This window comes from Rhodococcus sp. PSi06 (assembly GCF_054960675.1).
Genome location: NZ_JBHNYO010000002.1, coordinates 13,855 through 35,790, shown reverse-complemented (window position 1 = coordinate 35,790; position 21,936 = coordinate 13,855). Strand labels below are relative to the sequence as shown.

Sequence of the window (21,936 nt, the reverse complement as noted above, 5' to 3'; positions counted from 1 at the left end):
CCGCCGACCGGGCGGGGCCAACGAGAACGACACGGCACGGTTTTCGATCAGGAGGAATGGATAGATGGCGTCAGGCGGCCTCGGCGGTAGCTCTTCGACTATCGAGGACCTGCCTCGGCTGGTTCGGAGCGTCGGTGCGCTCGAACCGGATCGGGTGGCGCTGACGCACCTCGGTGTGGAGCTGACCTACGTCGGTCTGGATGCGGAGATCACCGCCCTCGATACGGCGATGGGCGGCGCCCTCGGACCCGACGCTCTGGTGCCCGTGGTGCTGTCCACCGCTGTCCCCGGTCTGATCGAGGCAACCGAGGGTGGCCTCGACGCCGTCGTCGCGGGTCTCATCGGCGACGCGGTGTCGGTGTTGGGACACGACACGGCAGCCGCTTCGTCCACGGCAGCCGGGCCCCAGAGTTCGGCCGAGGCCGACACGCTCTATCGGCGTTTCGTCGAGCAGGTCGAGCAGACCCCGGACGCACCTGCCCTGACGTTCGCCGGCGAGACGCTGACGTACTCGCAGTTCGCGGATTCGGTGAACAGGTTGGCCCGACACCTGATCGAGCGCGGTGTCGGCCCGGACGCCCGAGTCGGCCTGTCGATTCGTCGATCGATGGACCTGCTGATCGGCATGTACGCGATCACCGCCGCCGGTGGTGCGTACGTTCCACTCGACCCGGATCATCCGTCCGATCGGTTGGGGTACGTCCTCGATATCGCCGAGCCGGTGGTGGTGGTCACGACCTCCACCGATCACCCCGACGTGCCGGCGTCCACCGAGACCGTGTCGGTGGATACGGTCGATCTGTCCGGGTACTCCGCCGGCCCGGTGACCGACGAAGACCGCCGCGCACCACTCACGTCCAGCGATCTCGCGTACGTCATCTTCACTTCGGGGTCGACCGGTCGGCCCAAAGGCGTCGCGGTGGGGCACAGCGCGATCGTGGCCAACATCGCGTGGCGGCAGCGCGAATACGTCATGACTGCCACGGACGTCGTGCTGCAGAAGACGCCGTTCACCTTCGACGTGTCGGTGTGGGAGTTCTTCTGGCCGTTGCAGATCGGTGCCCGGCTGGTGATCGCCGAGCCCGACGGTCATCGGGATCCCGCGTACCTGGCCCGGATCATCGGTGAGCAGAGCGTCACGATTACCCACTTCGTGCCGTCGATGCTCTCGGTGTACGTCGCCGAACCCGCTGCAGCACAGGTGACGTCGCTGACGACAGTGTTCGCATCGGGTGAAGCCCTGCCGGCACGCACCGTCAATGCCTTCCACCGGATCTCTGCCGCGTCACTGCACAACCTGTACGGCCCCACCGAAGCCGCAGTCGACGTCACGTACTACCGCACGCAGGATGTCGAGGAGGCTGCTGTCCCGATCGGTGCCGCGGTGGCCGACACCGAGCTCTACGTTCTGGACGAGTCGCTGCACCGGGTGCCCAGAGGCGTCGAGGGCGAGCTGTATCTCGCCGGTGTGCAGCTCGCGCGCGGCTATCTGCGCCGAGGCGACCTCACCGCGGATCGTTTCGTCGCCGACCCGTTCGGCGGGCCAGGCGATCGGATGTACCGCACCGGCGACCTGGTGCGCAGGCGCTCCGACGGGCTGATCGACTACATCGGCCGCACCGATTTCCAGGTGAAGCTGCGCGGACTCCGCATCGAACTCGGTGAGATCGAATCGGCTCTGCTCGCCGAGCCGAACGTGAGCCAGGCTGCGGTGCTGGTGCATTCCGACGAGGCCCACGCGGAGCTGGGTGAGCATCTGGTCGGTTATGTCGTCTCGTCCGACCCCGAGATCGACCACAGCGATCTGGCAGCTGCGGTACGGCGTCGTACACCGGACTACATGGTGCCGTCGTTGTTCGTCGTGCTCGACGAGTTCCCGCTCAATTCGAGTGGCAAGCTCGATCGAAAGGCGTTGCCGGCTCCCGACTTCGGGTCACTCGTCCGTGAATACCGAGCTCCGGACACCGAGACCGAGTCCGCACTCGTCGAGATCTTCCAGAACGTCCTCGGTATGGACCGCGTCGGCATCGACGACGATTTCTTCGCGGTCGGAGGAAACTCTCTCAACGCCACCCGAGTCGTCGCGCGCGTCAACGCCGAACGCTGTGTGTCCGTGGACGTTCGCGCGTTTTTCGATGCCCCCACCGTGGCCGAGCTCGCCGCTGTCGTCGATGCAGCGGAGACGTCGAGTGGTGCACCCCGTGCCGCCCTCACCGCGCAGCCGCGACCGGAGCGCGTTCCGTTGTCGTTGGCTCAGCAGCGGATGTGGTTCCTGAACCGGTTCGAGCCCGAATCGGCCGTCAACAACATTCCGGTCGCCATCTCGCTGTCCGGCGATCTCGATCTCGATGCGCTGCGTGCGGCGGTCTCGGACGTGTTGGGCAGGCACGAGTCCCTACGGACGATCTATCCGGATCACGCCGGAGTGGGATACCAGCAGGTGCTCGAACCCGACTCCGCCACAGTGGATGTGGAGTTCTCGGACGTCGATCAGGCCCGGCTGCCGGAGACGTTGCTCGAGTTCGCTCTTCGGCCGTTCGACGTCTCGGCCGGTTTGCCCGTGCGCGCCGCCGTACTGGCGCTGTCTCCGACCGAACACGTTCTGGCCCTCGTGGTCCATCACATCGCGGCCGACGGATTCTCGATGGCACCGTTGACGCGAGACGTGGTGACCGCGTACGTGGCCCGCAGTTCCGGACAGGAGCCCGCGTGGACGCCGTTGCCCGTTCAGTACGCCGACTACACGCTCTGGCAGCGGTCGGTGCTCGGAGACGAGAACGATCCGACCTCGCTGATCGCCGCACAGGAGGCCTACTGGCGCTCCCAATTGGCCGGCGCGCCCGAACAGCTCGACCTACCGACGGATCGACCTAGGCCGGCGGTGGCGACCACCCACGGCGGTACACATCTGTTCGAGATCGATGCGGACCTCGCCGCGGCGGTCGAACAACTCGGGCGCACCCACGGGGCCACGACCTTCATGGTGGTCCACTCGGCACTGGCCGTTCTGCTGGCGACGTTGTCCGGTACCGACGACGTCACGATCGGAACACCGGTCGCCGGTCGCGGAGACGCCGTCCTCGACGACGTCGTCGGCATGTTCGTCAACACGCTCGTGCTGCGCACCATGATCGACCCCGCAGCCGGTTTCGCGGATCTGCTCGGCCGAGTCCGCGAGACCGATCTCGCCGCGTTCTCGCACGCCGAGGTTCCGTTCGAGCGACTGGTCGAGGTTCTCGCGCCCACTCGCTCGACCGCTCGTCATCCACTGTTCCAGGTCATGCTGACATTCCAGAACCTGGACGCCACGTCCGTGGAGATTCCCGGTCTTCGGGTGAGCGCGCTCGATTACGAGGCCGATCTCGCGAAGTTCGATCTGCAAGTGACCCTGTGGAACTCGGTGGCCGAGGGCACCGATCCGGCCGGATTGACCGTAGCGCTGACGTACTCGGCCGATCTGTTCGACGCGTCGACGATGGCCGCATTCGGCGAGCGGTTCCTGCGGGTGCTCGACTCGGTGACTCGTGCGCCTGCCGCGCCCATCGCGGAGATCGATGTGCTCGATGCCGAGGAACGGTTGCAGGTGCTTCGAGCATGGAACGCGACCGGCCACGAGGTGTCGTCGGACCTGACGCTGGTCGAGATGTTCCGAGCGCAGGTCGAGGCCACGCCCGATGCCCAGGCTCTGGTGTTCGAGGGCGAACGGTTGACCTATGCCGAGTTCGCCGCCCGGGTCAATCGTGTTGCACGAGAACTTGTCTCGCGTGATGTCGGTCCGGACACGTTGGTCGCTCTCGCGATGGACCGCAGCATCGAGCTGTTCGTGGGCATGTACGCGGTCGTGACGGCCGGTGGGGCCTACGTGCCCGTCGATCCGAGCCAGCCGCGCGAGCGCAACGACTACATCGCCGAAACGGCGAATCCGGTTCTGGTGGTGTCCTCTACCCGTGATCACCTCGAACTCGACGGATTCGAGACAATCGATATCGACGCGCTGGACGTCTCGGCACATTCCAGCGAACCCCTCGACGACGCCGATCGCCGGGGGCCGTTGCGCCCGCACAACCTCGCCTACGTCATCTTCACGTCCGGATCCACCGGCCGCCCCAAGGGCGTCGGCGTCTCGCACGAATCGATCGTCAACCGTTTGTCGTGGATGCAGCACGAGTATCCGCTGACCGCCTCCGACATGGTGCTGCAGAAGACGCCCGCGACGTTCGACGTCTCGGTCTGGGAGTTCTTCTGGGCTCTGCAGAACGGTGCCTCGGTGGCCGTCGCTGTACCGGACGGCCATCGCGACCCCGGATATCTCCTCGATGTCATTGCGCGCGAAAACGTTTCGGTGGTTCACTTCGTTCCATCGATGATGTCGGTGTTCGTTCCCGAGGTCGCTGCGCGCGCCGAGTCCGCAGCAACCCTGCGGCTGGTGTTCGCCTCCGGTGAGGCGTTGGCACCGACGACTGCGCAGGCGCTGCGCCGGGCGCTGACGGCCATCGAGGTCCACAACCTCTACGGCCCGACCGAAGCCGCGGTGGACGTGACGTACCACCGAGTCACCGACGACGACACCGCCGTCGTACCGATCGGTGCGCCGGTCTGGAACACGGCCGTGTACGTACTGGACTCCGCTCTGCGACCGGTGCCGGTCGGAGTGCACGGAGAGCTCTACCTCGCCGGAACGCAGCTTGCTCGGGGCTACGTCGGGCGAGCGGATCTGACGGCGGATCGCTTCCTGCCCAACCCGTTCGCCGAAGACGGAGCCCGGATGTATCGCACGGGCGACGTGGTGCGTTGGCTGCCGGGCGGTGAACTGGACTACGTCGGGCGTTCGGACTTCCAGGTCAAGCTTCGCGGTCTGCGGATCGAACTGGGTGAGATCGAAGCGGCCTTGCTCGAGCAGCCGTCGGTGAGCCAGGCAGTGACCGTGGTCCGGGCCGATCGGTTGGTGGCCTACGTGGTGGGCACCGGGAGCGTGGACACGCAGTCTCTGCGTGATGCGTTGAGCGAGCGCCTCGCCTCGTACATGGTGCCCGCCGTGATCGTCGTTCTCGACGCTCTGCCCCTCGGCGCAAGCGGCAAGCTGGACCGCAAGGCCCTGCCGGATCCCGAGATCGAGGAAGTCGAGTATCGTGCACCGTCGAATCCCGTCGAGGAGATCGTCGCTCGGGTGTTCGCGGACGTTCTCGGAGTCGACCGCATCGGCGTCGACGACGATTTCTTCGCTCTGGGTGGCAACTCTCTCGTCGCCACCCAGGTGGTCTCGCGGTTGGGTAGCGAACTGGATGCGACGGTCCCGGTTCGTGCACTGTTCGAGGCCAGTACGGTTGCGGCACTGGCGGTTCGGGTGGAGAGTCACCTGGGTGACGGTGCCGCGGCACCGTTGGTTCCGCAGAATCGGCCGGAGACGGTTCCGCTGTCGATGGCGCAGCAACGGATGTGGTTCCTGAACCGATTCGATCCCGAGTCGGCCGTGAACAACATTCCGGTCGCCATCCGGCTGCGTGGTTCGTTGGACGTCGCCGCACTACGCGCTGCGGTGTCGGACGTCCTCGAGCGCCACGAATCCCTGCGCACGGTGTACCCGAGTGTGGACGGCTCGGGACACCAACTCGTGCTTCCCACTCGGACCGTCGTCCCGAATCTCGAGCCGGTCGCGGCAACGTCCGATTCGATCGTGGCCGACGTGACCGCCTTCGTGGCCGCAGGCTTCGACGTCACTGCTGCAGTTCCGTTGCGAGTGAGACTGTTCGAGGTCTCCGAGCAGGAACATGTCCTGGTGTTCGTGGTGCATCACATCAGCGCCGACGGTTGGTCCATGGGTCCGCTGACCCGCGATGTGATGACCGCGTACCTCGCACGAGTGGCGGGCGAGTCGCCGTCCTGGCAGCCACTGGCGGTGCAGTACATCGACTTCACGCTGTGGCAGCGCTCGGTTCTCGGTAGCGAGGCCGACTCGGCGAGCCTGATTTCTCGGCAGGCAACTTTCTGGCGCGAGACGTTGGCGGAGATGCCGTCCGAGCTCGCTCTTCCGCACGATCGGCCACGTCCCGCCGAGTCCTCGGGGGCCGGTGGCCGCGTCGAATTCGAGATCGCCCCCGACGTCCATGCCGGTCTCACTGCCCTGGCCAGGGAGAGCGGCACCACGACGTTCATGGTGCTGCATACCGCCCTCGCGGTATTCCTTGCGCGCATGTCGAATTCGACGGACATCGCCGTCGGCACGGCCATCGCCGGCCGCGGAGATGCCGCACTCGACGACGTGATCGGAATGTTCGTCAACACCCTGGTACTGCGTACCGAGGTGCACCCGGGCAAGGGCTTCGACGGCATGCTTGCCGACGTCCGCGAGGTCGATCTGGCGGCCTTCGCGCACGCCGATATCCCGTTCGAGCGTCTGGTCGATCTTCTCGACCCCGAACGCTCCGCTTCACGACACCCACTGTTCCAAGTGGCGATCGCCTTCGAGAACCTGCCGCCGAGCACCTTCGCGCTGCCCGGGTTGGAGGTCTCGGCCGTCGATCTCGACGTCGAGACGGCCAAGTTCGATCTGTCGCTGACGTTGCGTGAGTCAGACGGCGGCGGTATGTCCGCGGCGTGGCTCTACTCGCGAGATCTGTTCGACGAGGCGACCATTGCGGGCTTCGCCGACCGCTTCCGCCGTCTTCTCGACGGTGTGGTGGCGGATCCGAGTACTCCGGTCGGCGACCTGGGGATTCTCTACGAGGACGAATACGACCGCTTGACCCACGTACACGGCGACGAGGTGTTGGCGGGTGGCACTCTCGCCGAGATCTTCGCTGCCGGAGCCGCTCTCGGTCCGCAGGCGATCGCCATCCGCTACCGCGATCGTTCCATCACGTACGCCGAGCTCGACAGCACGTCGTCTCAGCTCGCCCGTCTGCTGATCTCCAGGGGCGTGGGGCCGGAGACCGTCGTCGCGCTCGGGTTCCAGCGCTCCTACGAGATGGTGCTCGGGGTGTGGGCAGTGGCGAAGGCCGGAGGTGCCCACCTCCCGGTCGACCCGACATACCCGAGCGATCGCATTGCCCACATGGTCGGTGATTCCGGGGCGGTACTCGGCCTGACCGCGGCGGCACACCTGGCTTCGGTGCAGGGATCCGGCAGCGGGCCGGAATGGATCCGTCTCGACGACGACGAGTTGGTAGCAGCGGTGCGCGCTCACTCCGCCGATCCGATCACCGATGCGGATCGGTTGCAGCCGTCGGTGTTCCAGAATCCGGCGTACGTCATCTACACCTCGGGCTCGACCGGTAAGCCCAAGGGCGTCGTGGTGACGCACGCCGGGCTCGGTGGCGTGCTCGACGCCGCGGGCGATCTGTACCACCTGACACCGTCGGCGCGATTCCTGCATATCTGCTCGCCGAACTTCGATCCGTCCGTCCTGGAATGGATGGCGGCGTTCTCGGTAGGTGCAACTCTGGTGATCGTGCCTGCCGAGATCCTGGGCGGTACCGAGTTGTCGGAGCTGCTGAAAGCCGAGCGGGTCAGCCATTCGATCATCACTCCCGCGGTGCTCGGCACGATGGATCCCGCGGGTCTCGACGCGCTCGAAGTGCTCTCGGTCGGCGGCGACGTCACCACGCCGGAACTGCTCGCGCGATGGGCCCCTGGCCGCAAGTACTTCAACGGCTACGGACCGACCGAGACGACCATCATCTCGAGCTTCGCAGACCTGACTCCCGGCGAACCGATCACCGTCGGGCGGCCCATTCACGGTATGTCAGCACTGATTCTCGACGATCGATTGCGTCCGGTGCCGTCCGGAGTGGCCGGTGAGCTCTATCTGGCCGGCGGTGCTCTCGCTCGCGGTTATCTCGGTCGGCCCATGCTGTCCTCCGAGCGCTTCGTTGCCAACCCCTACGGTGTCGGCGGCGGCCGGATGTATCGCACCGGAGACGTGGTGCGTTGGACCGAGGATCTTCAACTGCAGTTCGTGGGCCGCACCGATTTCCAGGTGAAGGTGCGTGGGTTCCGTATCGAACTCGGCGAGATCGACTCGGCACTGACCGCGTACCCGAGTGTCGAGTTCGCCGTGACACTCGGACACCGGTTGCCCTCGGGCGTCACCACGCTCGTCTCGTACGTACTTCCGGTCCGCGACGCATCGGTCGACGTGGACGACCTGACAGCGTTCGTCGGAAAAGCGCTGCCCAACTACATGATTCCGGCATCTATCACAGTGCTCGACGCGGTGCCGCTGACATCGGTCGGCAAGCTCGATCGGGCAGCGCTTCCCGCTCCGGCGTTCGAGGCACGCGAGTTCGTCGCGCCGGCCACCGCGGTGGAGCAAAGCGTGGCGACCGTGTTCGCGGAGGTGCTGGGAGTCGATCGGGTGGGTGCCCAGGACGACTTCTTCGAGCTCGGTGGCAACTCGCTCATCGCGACGCAGGTGGTCTCGCGTCTCGGTGCGATTTTGGACACCACCGTGCCCGTACGCATGTTGTTCGAGGTGTCCACCGTCGCAGCGCTGGCGGATCGCCTCGAGTCCGGCGTCGGTTCGGGCTCGCGTGCGCCGCTCGTGGCCGGACCTCGGCCCGAGCGTCCACCACTGTCGCTGGCACAGCAGCGCTACTGGTTCCTCAACCAGTTCGACACCTCGTCGGCCGTGGACAACATTCCGTTCGCGGTACGTCTGACCGGTGAGCTCGACACGGCGGCATTGGCTGCCGCCGTCGGCGATGTGGTGGAACGCCACGAATCGCTGCGCTCGCTCTACCCGGACTCCGAACACGGACCGTTCCAACGGGTACTCCCGGCTGCCGAGGCCACTCTGGACCTGTCGGTGCGGACAGTTGCAGCGGCCGACGTACCGGAGACAGTGAGCCGCTTCTTCCTGCGCGGCTTCGACGTGACCCGCGAGGTTCCGGTGGACGCGATGCTGGTGCGAATCGACGGGGAGGCCGTCGAGCACGTCCTTGCTTTCGTCGTCCATCACGTTTCTGCCGACGGCGCATCGATGGGACCGTTGGCAACGGATGTGATGACCGCATACACCGCGAGAGCGGCAGGCTCGGCTCCGGACTGGGAACCCCTGCCGGTGCAGTACGCGGATTTCGCGCTGTGGCAGCGCACCGTTCTCGGCTCCGACGATGACGAGAATTCTGTTGCGTCGCAACAGGTTCGGTACTGGACAGAAGCACTGGACGGTCTGCCCGACCAGCTGGTGCTGCCCACCGACCGACCCCGCCCCCCGACCCAGAGTTTCCGGGGCGAGACGGTGCGCTTCACCGTGGATGCCGCGGTGCACGCTGCCGTCGCCGACCTCGCGCGCGCACGTCAGGCCAGCGTCTTCATGGTCGTCCACTCGGCCTTCGCCGCATTCCTGGCACGTGTGGCAGGAACCGAGGACGTAGCCATCGGGACTCCCATCGCCGGCCGCGGCGAGAAGGCGCTCGATCCGATGATCGGGATGTTCGTCAACACGTTGGTGTTCCGGTCCACGGTGCACCCGTCGATGACCTTCGAGGAGTTGCTGGCGCAGTCGCGCGAGCGCGACCTCTCGGCATTTGCTCACGCGGACATACCGTTCGAGCGTCTGGTCGAGGTGCTCAACCCGGTGCGCTCCACCGCGCGAAACCCGCTGTTCCAGATCGGCTTGTCGTTCCAGAACCTGGCCGACCTGAGCTTCGAGTTGCCGGGACTGACCGTCCGCGGTGTCGACGCAGAGTCGACCCTCGCCAAGACCGACCTCCAGCTGACGGTGTCCGATCGCTACGCCTCCGACGGCACGCCTGCGGATATGGACGCCGAATTCACTTTCGCCACCGACCTTTTCGAAAGGTCGACGGTCGAGGCCTTCGCTCGTCGACTCGTCGCGGTGCTGGCCGCAGTGGCTGCGGACCCGAGCGCGATTGTCGGAGATCTGGACCTGCTCGACGAGACAGAGCGCACAACCATCCTGCACACATGGAACGACACCGATCACGATGTCGATTCGTCGCAGACTCTGGTGTCACTGTTCGACGCTCAGGTCGACGCGCGTCCCGATGCTCCGGCGGTTCGGTACGCCGGCCGGACACTGACCTACCGCGAGTTCGACAAACGGATCAACCGTATGGCGCGGCGGTTGATCGCCGCTGGAGTGGCCCCGCAGGTGACGGTGGCACTCGCGCTCGGGCGTTCGGTCGAGTTGCTCGTCGCGATGTACGCGGTGAGCAAGGCCGGCGGAATCTATGTGCCACTCGATCCGGATCAGCCGGCTGCCCGCATCGCCGACATCGTCGACGACGCATCGCCACTGTTGATCCTGAGCTCGACCCGTGACGGGTTCTCGGCTCCCGAGGACAATGGTCGGTCCGTGCCCGTCGTCCTGATCGACGCGGATTCGGACGAGTACGCAGACATTTCCGATGCCCCGATCACCGACGACGAACGACGTGCGCCGCTGCGTGCCGCGAACACGGCGTACGTGATCTTCACGTCCGGCTCGACCGGTCGACCCAAGGGGGTCGCCGTCAGTCATCGCGCCATTGTCAACCAGTTGCTCTGGGCGCGTGCGGAATACGGCATCGGCGTCGACGACGCGGTGTTGCTCAAGACCGCGGCGACGTTCGATCTGTCGGTGTGGGAATTCTGGACGGCGTCGATCTCCGGCGGTTGCACCGTGGTCGCCGAGGCCGGTGGACACCGCGATCCGAGCTACCTGCTGGAACTGATGGCAGAGGCGAACGTGACGACGCTGCACACGGTGCCGTCGATGCTCGACGCGTTGATTGCGGCGTCCGGCGGCACGCTGCCGTCCGGCGTGCGTCGAATCCTGGCCATCGGCGAAACACTGCCGCCTACCACCGCTCAGCGTGCGCTCCGCGCGACGCGGGCACGCCTGGACAATTTGTACGGTCCCACCGAAGCGGCGGTGTCGGTCACCGCGCACCGGGTGCACGATTCCGGGACGGGGCCGGTTCCCATCGGTGCTCCCGAATGGAACACCCGTGTCTACGTGCTGGATTCACGTCTGTCGCCGGTGCCGATCGGTGTCACGGGAGACCTGTATCTTGCGGGCAGTCAGCTGGCCGACGGTTATGTCGGGCGGCCCGATCTCACCGCGGAGCGGTTCGTGGCCGATCCGTTCTCGCCGGTTGGACGGCTCTATCGCACAGGCGATCTCGCAGCATGGCGCGGCGACGGTGAACTGGAGTACGTGGGTCGTTCGGACTTCCAGGTCAAGATCCGCGGCTTCCGCATCGAGCTCGGTGACATCGACGCCGCGCTCCGCTCGATCGAATCGGTACGCGATGCGGCCGTGGTCGCCTCGAACGACGAGCGCCTCGGGGATCGACTGATCGCCTACGTGGTGCCCGTCGACGGCGTATCGGTCGATCCCGAGACCGTGCGCGCGTCGATGGCGTCGTCGGTGCCGTCCTACATGGTGCCGTCCGCCATTGTGATCCTCGACGTCCTGCCACTCAACGCCAACGGCAAGCTGGACCGAAAGGCTCTGCCGGAACCGGTGTTCGAGGCCGCAGAGTTCCGGGCACCGACCGATCTCGTCGAAGTGACGGTCGCCGGTGTGTTCGCGGACATCCTCGGTGTCGAGCGCGTGGGTCTGGACGACGACTTCTTCGCGCTCGGCGGAAACTCGCTGATCGCCACCCAGGTGGTCTCGCGTCTGGGCTCGGCTCTCGACACCGTTGTTCCGGTGCGGGCCATCTTCGAGTCGCCGACGGTCCTGGGACTTGCCCGCGCCATCGAATCCACCGTCGGTGCCGGTGCGCGCCGTGCTCTGGTGCAGCGCAGGCGGCCCGAGCAGATCCCGCTGTCGCTGGCACAGCAGCGGATGTGGTTCCTGAGCCAGTTCGATCCCACCTCGGCGGTGAACAACATCCCGGTGGCGATCCGACTGTCCGGCGATCTGGACGTGCTTGCACTGGTGCGAGCGGTGACGGATGTGGTCTCGCGGCACGAGATTCTGCGCACCGTGTACCCCGAGTTCGACGGGCGAGGCAGTCAGGTCGTCCTCGGCCTCGCCGAGGGCGCACCGTCCGTCGACGTCATCGACACGGCAGCCGCCGATGTGCCCGAGACGTTGCGGCGGTTCGTCTCCGAGGGCTTCGACGTCACCAGCGCCGTTCCGGTGCGGGTGGCGATCCTGCGGATCGACGAGCGTGAGCACGTCCTGGCATTCGTGGCCCACCACATCGCCGCCGACGGATTTTCCATGGGACCGTTGACCCGCGACATCATGGTCGCCTACACCGCACGTGCGGCGGGCGACGATCCGCAATGGGCACCGTTGCCCGTCCAGTACGCAGATTTCACGCTGTGGCAGCGCGAGTTGCTCGGCACCGAGGGCGATCCGGAATCGCCCATGGCTCAGCAGCTCGGCTATTGGCGTTCGGTACTGCGCGGCGCGCCTGCACAACTCGATCTGGCGACCGATCGACCGCGGCCGGCGGTGGCGACGAACAGAGGTGCGGCATACAACTTCTCGCTCGACGCCGAACTGCACGAAAGCATCGCGCGGGCGTCTCGGGAGAACAACGCGACGGTGTTCATGACCGCGCACACCGCTCTCGCAGTGCTGTTGGCTGCGTTGGCGGGAACCGACGACGTGGTGATCGGGACCCCCGTGGCCGGGCGCGGAGACTCCAACCTCGACGACCTCGTCGGTATGTTCGTCAACACCCTCGCACTGCGCACGTCCGTCGAGCCGGGCACGACGTTGCGCGATCAGCTCGCTCTGGTGCGAGAGGTGGACCTCGGGGCGTTCTCGCACTCCGACATACCGTTCGAGCGACTCGTCGACGCGATCGCGCCGGAACGGTCGCAGGCCAGGCACCCGATCTTCCAGGTGATGCTCACGTTCCAGAACCTCGGCGAACAGTCGTTCGCGCTTCCCGGTCTCGACATTGACGGTGTCGATCTGTCGAGTGCGATCGCGAAGTTCGATCTACAGGTGACACTGTGGGAGAAGTTCGACTCCGCAGGCGCGCCCGATGGCGTCGACGTCCAATTCGATTACGCCACAGATCTGTTCGACGAATCGTCGATGGTCGCCTTTGCGCGCAGGCTCGTCCGGGTTCTGGAGTCGATGACGGCCGAGATCGACCGACCCGTCGGCGACGTCGATCTCCTCGAGTCTGCCGAGCGCACCGCCGTCCTCGAACAGTGGAACGCGACCGACCACGAGATCGACGATCGGCACACCCTGGTCTCCCTGTTCGCCGAGCGGGTAGCAGCAGCACCGAACAACGTGGCCCTGGGCTTCGGCGACGAGCAGATCGACTACGCGGAGTTCTCCGGACGGGTGAATTCGCTTGCCCGAGTACTCATCGGGGAGGGCGTAGGACCCGAGACCGTGGTCGCGATCGCGATGCGCCGTTCGCCGGACATGCTCGTCGGCATCTACGCGGTCGTCGCTGCAGGCGGTGCCTACGTGCCGGTCGACCCGGACCAGCCGTCCGATCGGATCGAGTACATCCTCGAGACGGCAGCACCGGTTGCGGTGCTGACCACCACTCGCGACGGGGGCGTCGCCGGCTCGTCCGTTCCGCAGATCCTGCTGGACACCGTGGACACCGATGCGTACGCGACCCGACCGGTCGCCGATTCGGAGCGACTGGCACCGCTGAGGCCGTCGGACACCGCCTACGTCATCTTCACCTCGGGCTCGACGGGCAAGCCCAAGGGTGTCGCCGTCACGCACGCCGCCATCGTCAACCGTCTGCTGTGGATGCAGCACGAGTACGAGCTCACCGTCGACGATGTGGTGCTGCAGAAGACCCCTGTGACGTTCGACGTCTCGGTGTGGGAGTTGTTCTGGCCGTTGCAGATCGGTGCGCAGCTCTACATCGCCGAGCCGGACGGTCATCGGGACCCCGCATATCTGGTGGAGACGATCGAACGCCGCGGTGTCACCACCGCGCACTTCGTTCCCTCGTTGCTCGCCGTGTTCGCTGCCACCGACGGCATCGGGCGATGCAGCGCTCTGCGGATGCTGTTCGCATCGGGTGAGGCCCTACCGGTTTCGGTAGCAGCCGGCATCCGCCGGGCACTGCCCGCTGTGGAACTGCACAACCTGTACGGGCCGACCGAGGCCGCCGTGGACGTGACGTTCCATCGGGTCACCGACGCAGACACAGTGTCGGTGCCTATCGGCATGCCGGTATGGAACACCCGGGTCACCGTGCTCGATGCTCGTCTGCACCCGGTGCCGATCGGCGTGCCGGGCGAGCTGTACCTGGCCGGAACCCAGCTGGCCCGAGGCTATCTGGGACGACCCGACCTGACAGCCGACCGATTTGTCGCAGACCCCTACGGACCAGTCGGGAGCCGGATGTACCGCACCGGTGACCTCGTACGCTGGAACACCGGGGGAGAGCTGGAGTACCTGGGGCGCACCGACTTCCAGGTCAAGCTCCGCGGGCTTCGCATCGAGCTCGGTGAGATCGAGTCGGCGCTCATCGCCGACCCGACAGTTGATCAGGCCGTCGTGCTCGTGCGGCAGACGCCGTCGGCGGGCGAAATTCTGGTGGGCTACGTCGTACCCGCTTCCGGCGCGGCCGTCGATCCGGCGGCTCTGACGGCGATCGCGGCGCGGACGGTGCCCGAATACATGGTTCCCGCGTCCGTGGTGGTTCTCGAATCACTTCCGCTCGGACCGAACGGCAAGCTGGATCGACGTGGACTACCGGATCCGGAGTTCGGTAGCGACGCCGAGTTCCGCACTGCGAGCACCGATACCGAGCGCATCATCGCCGAGGTGTTCGCCGACGTCCTCGGACTCGCGACCGTGGGCGTCGACGACTCCTTCTTCGCGCTCGGTGGCGACAGTATCGTGTCCATTCAGTTGGTCTCGCGCGCCAAGGCGAGAGGAATCCAGTTCGGTCCGCGAGATGTGTTCGAGCGCAAGACCGTTGCCGGGCTGGCCGAGGTAGCCGTCATCGTCGGCGAAGGTGCGGACACGGTCGTCCTCGACGAACTGGACGGCGGCGGAATCGGTTGGCTGCCGCTGCCACCGTTCGGTGCGGCACTACTGCAGCGCGGCGGTGGGTACCGTCGCTTCCATCAGGCGCTCACACTCGAGCTTCCGGAAGGGATCGACCGCGACGGTGTCGTGGCCACGCTCACTGCCGTCGTCGATCATCACGACATTCTTCGGTCCACCCTCATGCACGACGATCGTGGCTGGGGCCTCGAGGTCGGCGAGCTCGGTTCGGTGGACGTCGACGAGCTGCTGACGACGTCGTCGGCGGACGGTGGAGCCGCCGCAGTCGATGCGGCGGTCGGATCGCTCGATCCGGAGAACGGGCGCATGCTCGCATTCGTGTGGGTCGACAGCGCGCCGAACACACTGACAGTCGTCGCGCATCACCTCGTCGTCGACGGCGTGTCGTGGCGAATCCTGGTGCCGGACTTCGTGTCCGCGTGGGCGCAGATCGCAGGCGGCGCCACGCCGGTTTTGCCGGATGTCGGTACTTCGATGCGGCGATGGACACACGCACTCGTGGAGGAAGCCGCCCGCCGGACGCACGAGTTGCCGGAGTGGCGCACCATCGCCCGGACCCCGGACCCGGTCCTGGGGGAGCGGGCCTTCGAGCCGGCCGTCGACGTGGTGGACACCCTTAGCCGAGTCGAGATGTCCCTGTCGCCGGATACCACGCGTACCTTGCTGACAACGGTTCCCGAGATCTACCACGGCGGAGTCGCGGACGGACTGCTCGCCGCACTAGCGCTGGCAGTCACCGCGCTGCGCAGGGAACAGGGAATCGATGCCCCGGCGACACTGCTTCAGCTCGAAGGTCACGGCCGCGAGGAGGCCGTGGTCCCCGGAGCAGATCTCGGCCGGACCGTCGGCTGGTTCACCAGCCTCTTCCCGGTTCGGCTCGACCTGACCGGAATCGACGTCGACGACGCCCTCGGCGGCGGCTCTGCCCTGGGCGACGCCGTGAAGGCCGTCAAGGAGCAGATGCTGGCGTTGCCCGACCGTGGAATGGGATGGGGGCTACTGCGCTACCTCGATCGAACGAGCGAGACGGAGCTGGCCCCGCTGTCCACCGGGCAGATCAGTTTCAACTATCTCGGTCGGGTCGGTACCGGGGATGTACCGGAGGACATGAAGTCTCTCGGCTGGTTGCCTGCAGAGGACGCCACCGGTCTGTCTGCAGCCGGTGACCCGGACATGGCCGCTAACAAGACCATCGACATCAACGCCATCGTGGTCGACACCGACGACGGAAGCGCCCTGAGTGCTTCGCTGGCATTCCCGCGCGGCGCGATCTCGGAGGCGACCGTGGCGCGGCTGGCACAACTGTGGTCGGGGCTGCTCGACTCGCTCGCGGCCCACGCACGTACCCCTGGTGCCGGTGGCCTCACTCCGTCGGACCTTCCGTTGGCGCGCGTGAATCAGGCCGACATTCTCGGCTTCGAGCAGCGCTATCCGGCACTGACCGATGTGTGGCCGCTGGCACCGTTGCAGCAGGGCTTGCTGTTCCATGCCCTGTTCGCCGACACCTCGCTGGACGTCTACACGATGCAGGTCGTGCTCGACCTGGCAGGCGAGGTCGATCAGGAGCGTCTGCGTGATGCCGCGCAGGCCCTGCTGGATCGGTACGAGAACCTCCGCGCCGTGTTCGCGGTGACCGCGGACGGCGACAGCGTGCAGATAGTTCAGCAGGGCGTGCAATTGCCTTGGCGCAACATCGATCTCAGTGGTGTCGAGGAACACGCACGCCCCGCAGCGGTCGCGGCCGCACTGGACGAGGATCAGCGGAAGCATTTCGACATCACCAGCGCCCCGTTGTTGCGGTTCCTGCTGATTCGCTTGGGGCCCACGACATACCGACTGGCGATGACGAACCATCACGTGTTGCTGGACGGATGGTCGCTGCCGCTGGTGATGAAGGAGCTGCTCTACCTGTATGCCGTTCGCAGCGATACGTCGTCGATGCCGCGGCCGCGCTCGTATCGCTCGTTCCTGCAGTGGCTCGGTCAGCGCGACCCGGAGACCTCCAGGCAGGCGTGGGCCCGTTCACTCGACGGCGTCGACGAGCCGACACTGCTGACTCCACCGACTCTGGGCCGTGAGATCTCGACCCGATCGGCGGAGACCGAGTTACGGATCGACGCGGAGGCCACCGCAGCGTTGATCGCGCTCGGTGGACGCCTCGGCGTCACCGTGAACACGTTGGTACAGGCCGCGTACGGAATGCTGTTGGCTCAGATGACGGGCCGCAACGACGTGGTCTTCGGAGCCACGGTGTCGGGTCGGCCCGCGGACCTGCCCGGAGTCGAGTCGATGATCGGCTTGTTCATCAACACCATTCCGGTACGGGTTCGCCTCGATGCACACGACTCCGTGGAGCAGTACCTCACACGGCTCCAAGGTGAGCAGGCAGATCTGCTCGATCACCACCACGTGGGATTGGCGGACATCCAGCGGGATGCTGGGCTGGGCAACCTGTTCGACACGCTGACGGTGTTCGAGTCGTACCCGGTGAACGAGGCCGAGTTGGCGCAGCAGGCCGCATCGATCGACGGCATGACCGTCGAGGGTGTCGGCTCCAACGACAACACCCACTACCCGCTGACCCTGCTAGTGGTGGCGAACGAGGAAGTGACGCTGACGGCGAAATACATCAGCGACCTGTTCGACACCCGTGCGGTCGAGTCGATCCTGGCGCGCATCGTCTCGCTTCTCGCTACGTTCGCGGCGGACCCCACGCGCCGGGTCGTCGACATCGACCTGCTCGACACCGCGGAGCGCACACGGATACTCGACGAGTGGAACGACACTGCCCGCGAGATCGATTCCGCGGCAACGCTCGTGTCGATGTTCGAGGGTCGGGTGGCGCAGTCTCCGGACCGGATCGCGGTCTCCTTCGAGGACGATCGATTGACGTACGCGGAATTCGCGGGTCGAGTGAACGCGCTTGCGCGACTGCTGATCCGCGAGGGCGTCGGCCCGGAAACGATGGTCGCCATCGCCATGCGGAGATCGGTGGACATGCTCGTCGGTGTCTACGCGGTGCTGACCGCGGGCGGGGCGTACGTCCCGATCGATCCCGACCAGCCGGCGGAGCGCGTCGAGTACATCCTGGCGACGGCCGATCCCGTTGCGATTCTGACGACGGCGGCGGATTCGTCTGCCGTGGAATCGGTCTCGTCCGCCGCACTGCGAATCGTGGTCGATTCCGTCGATCTCACCGGATTCGCCACCGATGCGGTTCGCGTCGACGAGCGCCGCGCCGCGCTGCTCCCCGACGACGTCGCGTACGTCATCTTCACCTCGGGCTCCACGGGCAAGCCCAAGGGTGTAGCCGTGACGCACGCCGCCATCGTCAACCGGCTCGTGTGGATGCAGGACGAGTACGGTCTGACCGTCGACGATGTGGTGCTGCAGAAGACTCCGGTGACGTTCGACGTGTCGGTGTGGGAGTTGTTCTGGCCACTGCAGATCGGCGCAGAACTGGCGATAGCGAGACCGGACGGACATCGCGACCCGGCCTACCTGGTCGAGATCGTGACCGAGCGGTCGGTCACCGTCGCACACTTCGTGCCGTCGATGTTGGCCGTGTTCGCGGCAGCGGACGGAATCTCGCGGTGTTCGAGCCTGCGCATGCTGTTCGCGTCCGGCGAGGCGTTGCCGGTATCGGTGGCCTCGGCAATCGCTGCGGCACTGCCGGATACGAGCCTGCACAATCTGTACGGCCCCACCGAGGCGGCGGTGGACGTGACCTACCACCGCGTGACCGCCGCCGACGTCGCCGGCGTACCGATCGGTGTGCCGGTGGCCAACACCCGAGTGACCGTGCTCGACGCACGGCTACGACCGGTGCCGGTCGGCGTCGCGGGTGAGCTGTACCTTGCGGGAGTCCAACTGGCGCGCGGTTACCTCGGGCGAGTGGATCTGACCGCAGACCGGTTCGTCGCCGATCCGTACGGCGCACCGGGTACTCGGATGTATCGGACCGGCGACCTGGTCCGGTGGAACGTCGACGGCGAGCTCGACTACATCGGGCGAACCGACTTCCAGGTGAAACTGCGTGGCCTGCGTATCGAGCTCGGCGAGATCGAAGCAGCGTTGACGGCACACCCCGACGTCGACCGATCGACCGTGCTGGTGACCTCGACCCCGTCGGGGGAGATATTGGTCGGCTACGTCGTGCCCGCTTCCGGCCGGGTAATCGACGTCGAGATGTTGACGGCGTCCGTGGCCGAGCTGGTGCCCTCCTACATGGTGCCCACTCAGATCATGGTGCTCGACGCGTTTCCTCTCAACGCGAGTGGCAAATTGGATCGAAAAGCATTACCGGAACCGGTGTTCGAAGTGCGGGAGTTCCGCCTGCCGGGCACCGATGCCGAAGTGGCCGTCGCGGAAATATTCGCAGAGGTGCTCGGTGCGGAGCGGGTGGGTGCCGACGACGACTTCTTCGCGCTCGGAGGTAACTCACTCGCCGCCACTCGGGCTGCAGCACGCATCACTGCGGCCCTCGGCAAAGCGATCGGAGTGCGTGAGCTCTTCGAGAACTCGACCGTCAGCGCGCTCGCGGCGCATGCACAAGCCAGCGAAATCGCGCACCGGCGTCCGCCACTGACCGCTGCCGACCGCTCCGATGCGATCCCACTGTCTTTCGCGCAGCAACGAATGTGGGTGCTCAATCAGCTGGATCCCGATTCCGGGGCGTACAACATCGTTCTCGCTCTGCGGTTGAACGGCAGGCTGGACGTGGATGCACTGCAGCAGGCCGTAGCCGATATTGTCCGGCGACACGAACCGCTCCGTACCCGATACCCAGCACGGGACGCAGGGCCTTATCAGGAGGTGTTGCCATCGGACCAGTCTCAGGTTCCCGACTTGACCCCTGTTCGCGTCGACGATGCCGAGCAGTTGGCGGAGAGGGTGGTCCCCCTGGTGTCTGGCGGATTCGACGTCTCGTCTGCACCGCCTCTGCGCGGCGGATTGTTCGAGACGGCGAACGACGAATGGGTCTTCGTCATCGTGGTCCACCACATCGCAGGCGACGGTGAATCGATGGCACCACTCGCCCGTGACGTGATGACCGCGTACCTTGCTCGGACGAACGGTGCGGTTCCGCAGTTTGCGGCGCTGCCCGTCCAGTATGCGGATTTCGCCGTGTGGCAGCGTGCTTATCTCGGTGCCCCCGACGACGAAGACTCGGTTTTTGCGGCGCAAGCCGCGTTCTGGTCGAACGAACTTGCAGGCGTCGACACCATGCTGGCACTGCCCACGGACCGGCCCTACCCAGCCGTCCGCACGCTCAGTGGCGGCACCGTCGATCAGCAGTTTTCGCCACGCACTCATGCTCTGTTGGATCAGGTCGCTCGAGGGTCCAACTCGACGATGTTCATGGTGTTGCACGCCGCCCTCGGTGTCACGCTCGCGCGAGTGACCGGTTCACGAGATTTCGCGATAGGGACGCCGGTGGCAGGTCGAGGCGATTCTGCCCTCGACGATCTGGTGGGGATGTTCGTCAACACACTTGCGCTCAGGACCAAAGTCGAACCGACCGACGGCTTCGCCGAGGTGCTCACCCGAGTTCGCGAATCCGATCTTCGTGCGTTCGACAATGCCGACGTTCCGTTCGATGAGGTGGCCGGAGCGGGCGGGGCACCGCTGTTCCAGGTGGCACTGTCCGTCCAACCACACGGTGATGCGACGTTCACGCTGCCCGATCTGTCCATCGCGGTGGCCGAGGGAGTGGCACCTGCGGCGAAGTTCGATCTGCAGTTGACGGTCGAGCGCGAGACAGACGAGCGGGGTGGGCCAGGAGGCCTTTTCGTCTCCTGGACCTATGCGCAGGACATCTTCGATCGAACGACGGTCGAGACGCTTGCGGAACGCTTCGGTGCGGTCGTCGAGGCAGTCGCAGCTCATCCGGCAGTACTGGTGCGCGATATCGACATCACGGTGGACGAGGACCGCAATCTCGATTCGGCCGAACGAGAAGCGGACTCCGCACGGACCGAGGTCACGGTGACTCGGAATGTGACCATGCCACAACTACTTTCCGATGCAGTTGCAGCCGATCCGGAAGCGCCCGCAATGTTCGAGGGCCAGGACGAGCGGTCGTATTCGTCGGTCGATGCCGAATCGTCTCGTTTGGCCAGGGAACTGATGGACGCGGGCGTACGGCCCGGTTCGGTCGTCGCAGTGGCCTTGCCGCTGTCGTCTCGATGGATCACAGTGAGTTGGGCAGTGTGGAAAGCGGGAGCATCGGTACTCGATCTTTTCGAGCAGGATGCGAACGTACCGAATACCTACTCCGATCTGCCGGTAGCTGCTGTCGTCTCCTCCAGCATCGATGGCTTCTCCACCGAGGTGCCGTGCATCGGACTCGACGACGAGACGACTGCGGCGCGGGTGGCCGCCAGGTCGTCGCGACCGGTGACGTATCGAGACCGCAGTGAGCCTGTGACCGGCGACCTGCCGGCACTGATACTTGGACCTAGGCAGCCGGGCGACGAGACCGTGGTGGTCTCTCATGCGCGTCTGGCGTCGATCGCAGTGCAACTCATGTCCGAGTACTCGCTCACTCACGAATCTGCCTTGGCCGTGCTCGGACGGCCGGACGGGGTGACGAAAGCGGTCGTGGCCGTACTGGGGGCGGCAGCAGGTGCGCTGGTCGCAGTCGATGCTCCCGCGACGGCCATCGTGGAGTCCGAAGCCGTCTCCGACTATCTCGCGGCCAACTGGATCACGCACGCTTTCACCTCCGAACACTCGGCACTCGAGGTGATCCGGGGACTGACCGACGAGGAAGTGCCAGACCTCGAAGCGGTGGTCTGGTGTGGTGCGGGGACGTTCGCGGAGCTTGCAGAACAGGAGGGAGAGCACTCGGGGGCGGTGGCCTCATACGAGCTCACCAGGGATTTGTCGCCTCGGTGATACGGCGATATCGAAGTGGCGGTGAACGTTACGTCAGCGCATGGGCGGCTGTCCGGCCGTCCCTGCGC

At 66.0% G+C, this 21,936-nt stretch carries 1 protein-coding gene; it reads left to right on the top strand.

Features of this window, described 5'->3' with window-relative positions; translation table 11 throughout:
• Nucleotides 1-64: 64 nt before the first annotated feature.
• Nucleotides 65-21,868, top strand: a complete 21,804-nt coding sequence (locus tag ACFI9K_RS02675) for a non-ribosomal peptide synthase/polyketide synthase (RefSeq protein WP_462662115.1) — start codon at nucleotides 65-67, stop codon at nucleotides 21,866-21,868.
• Nucleotides 21,869-21,936 lie beyond the last annotated feature (68 nt).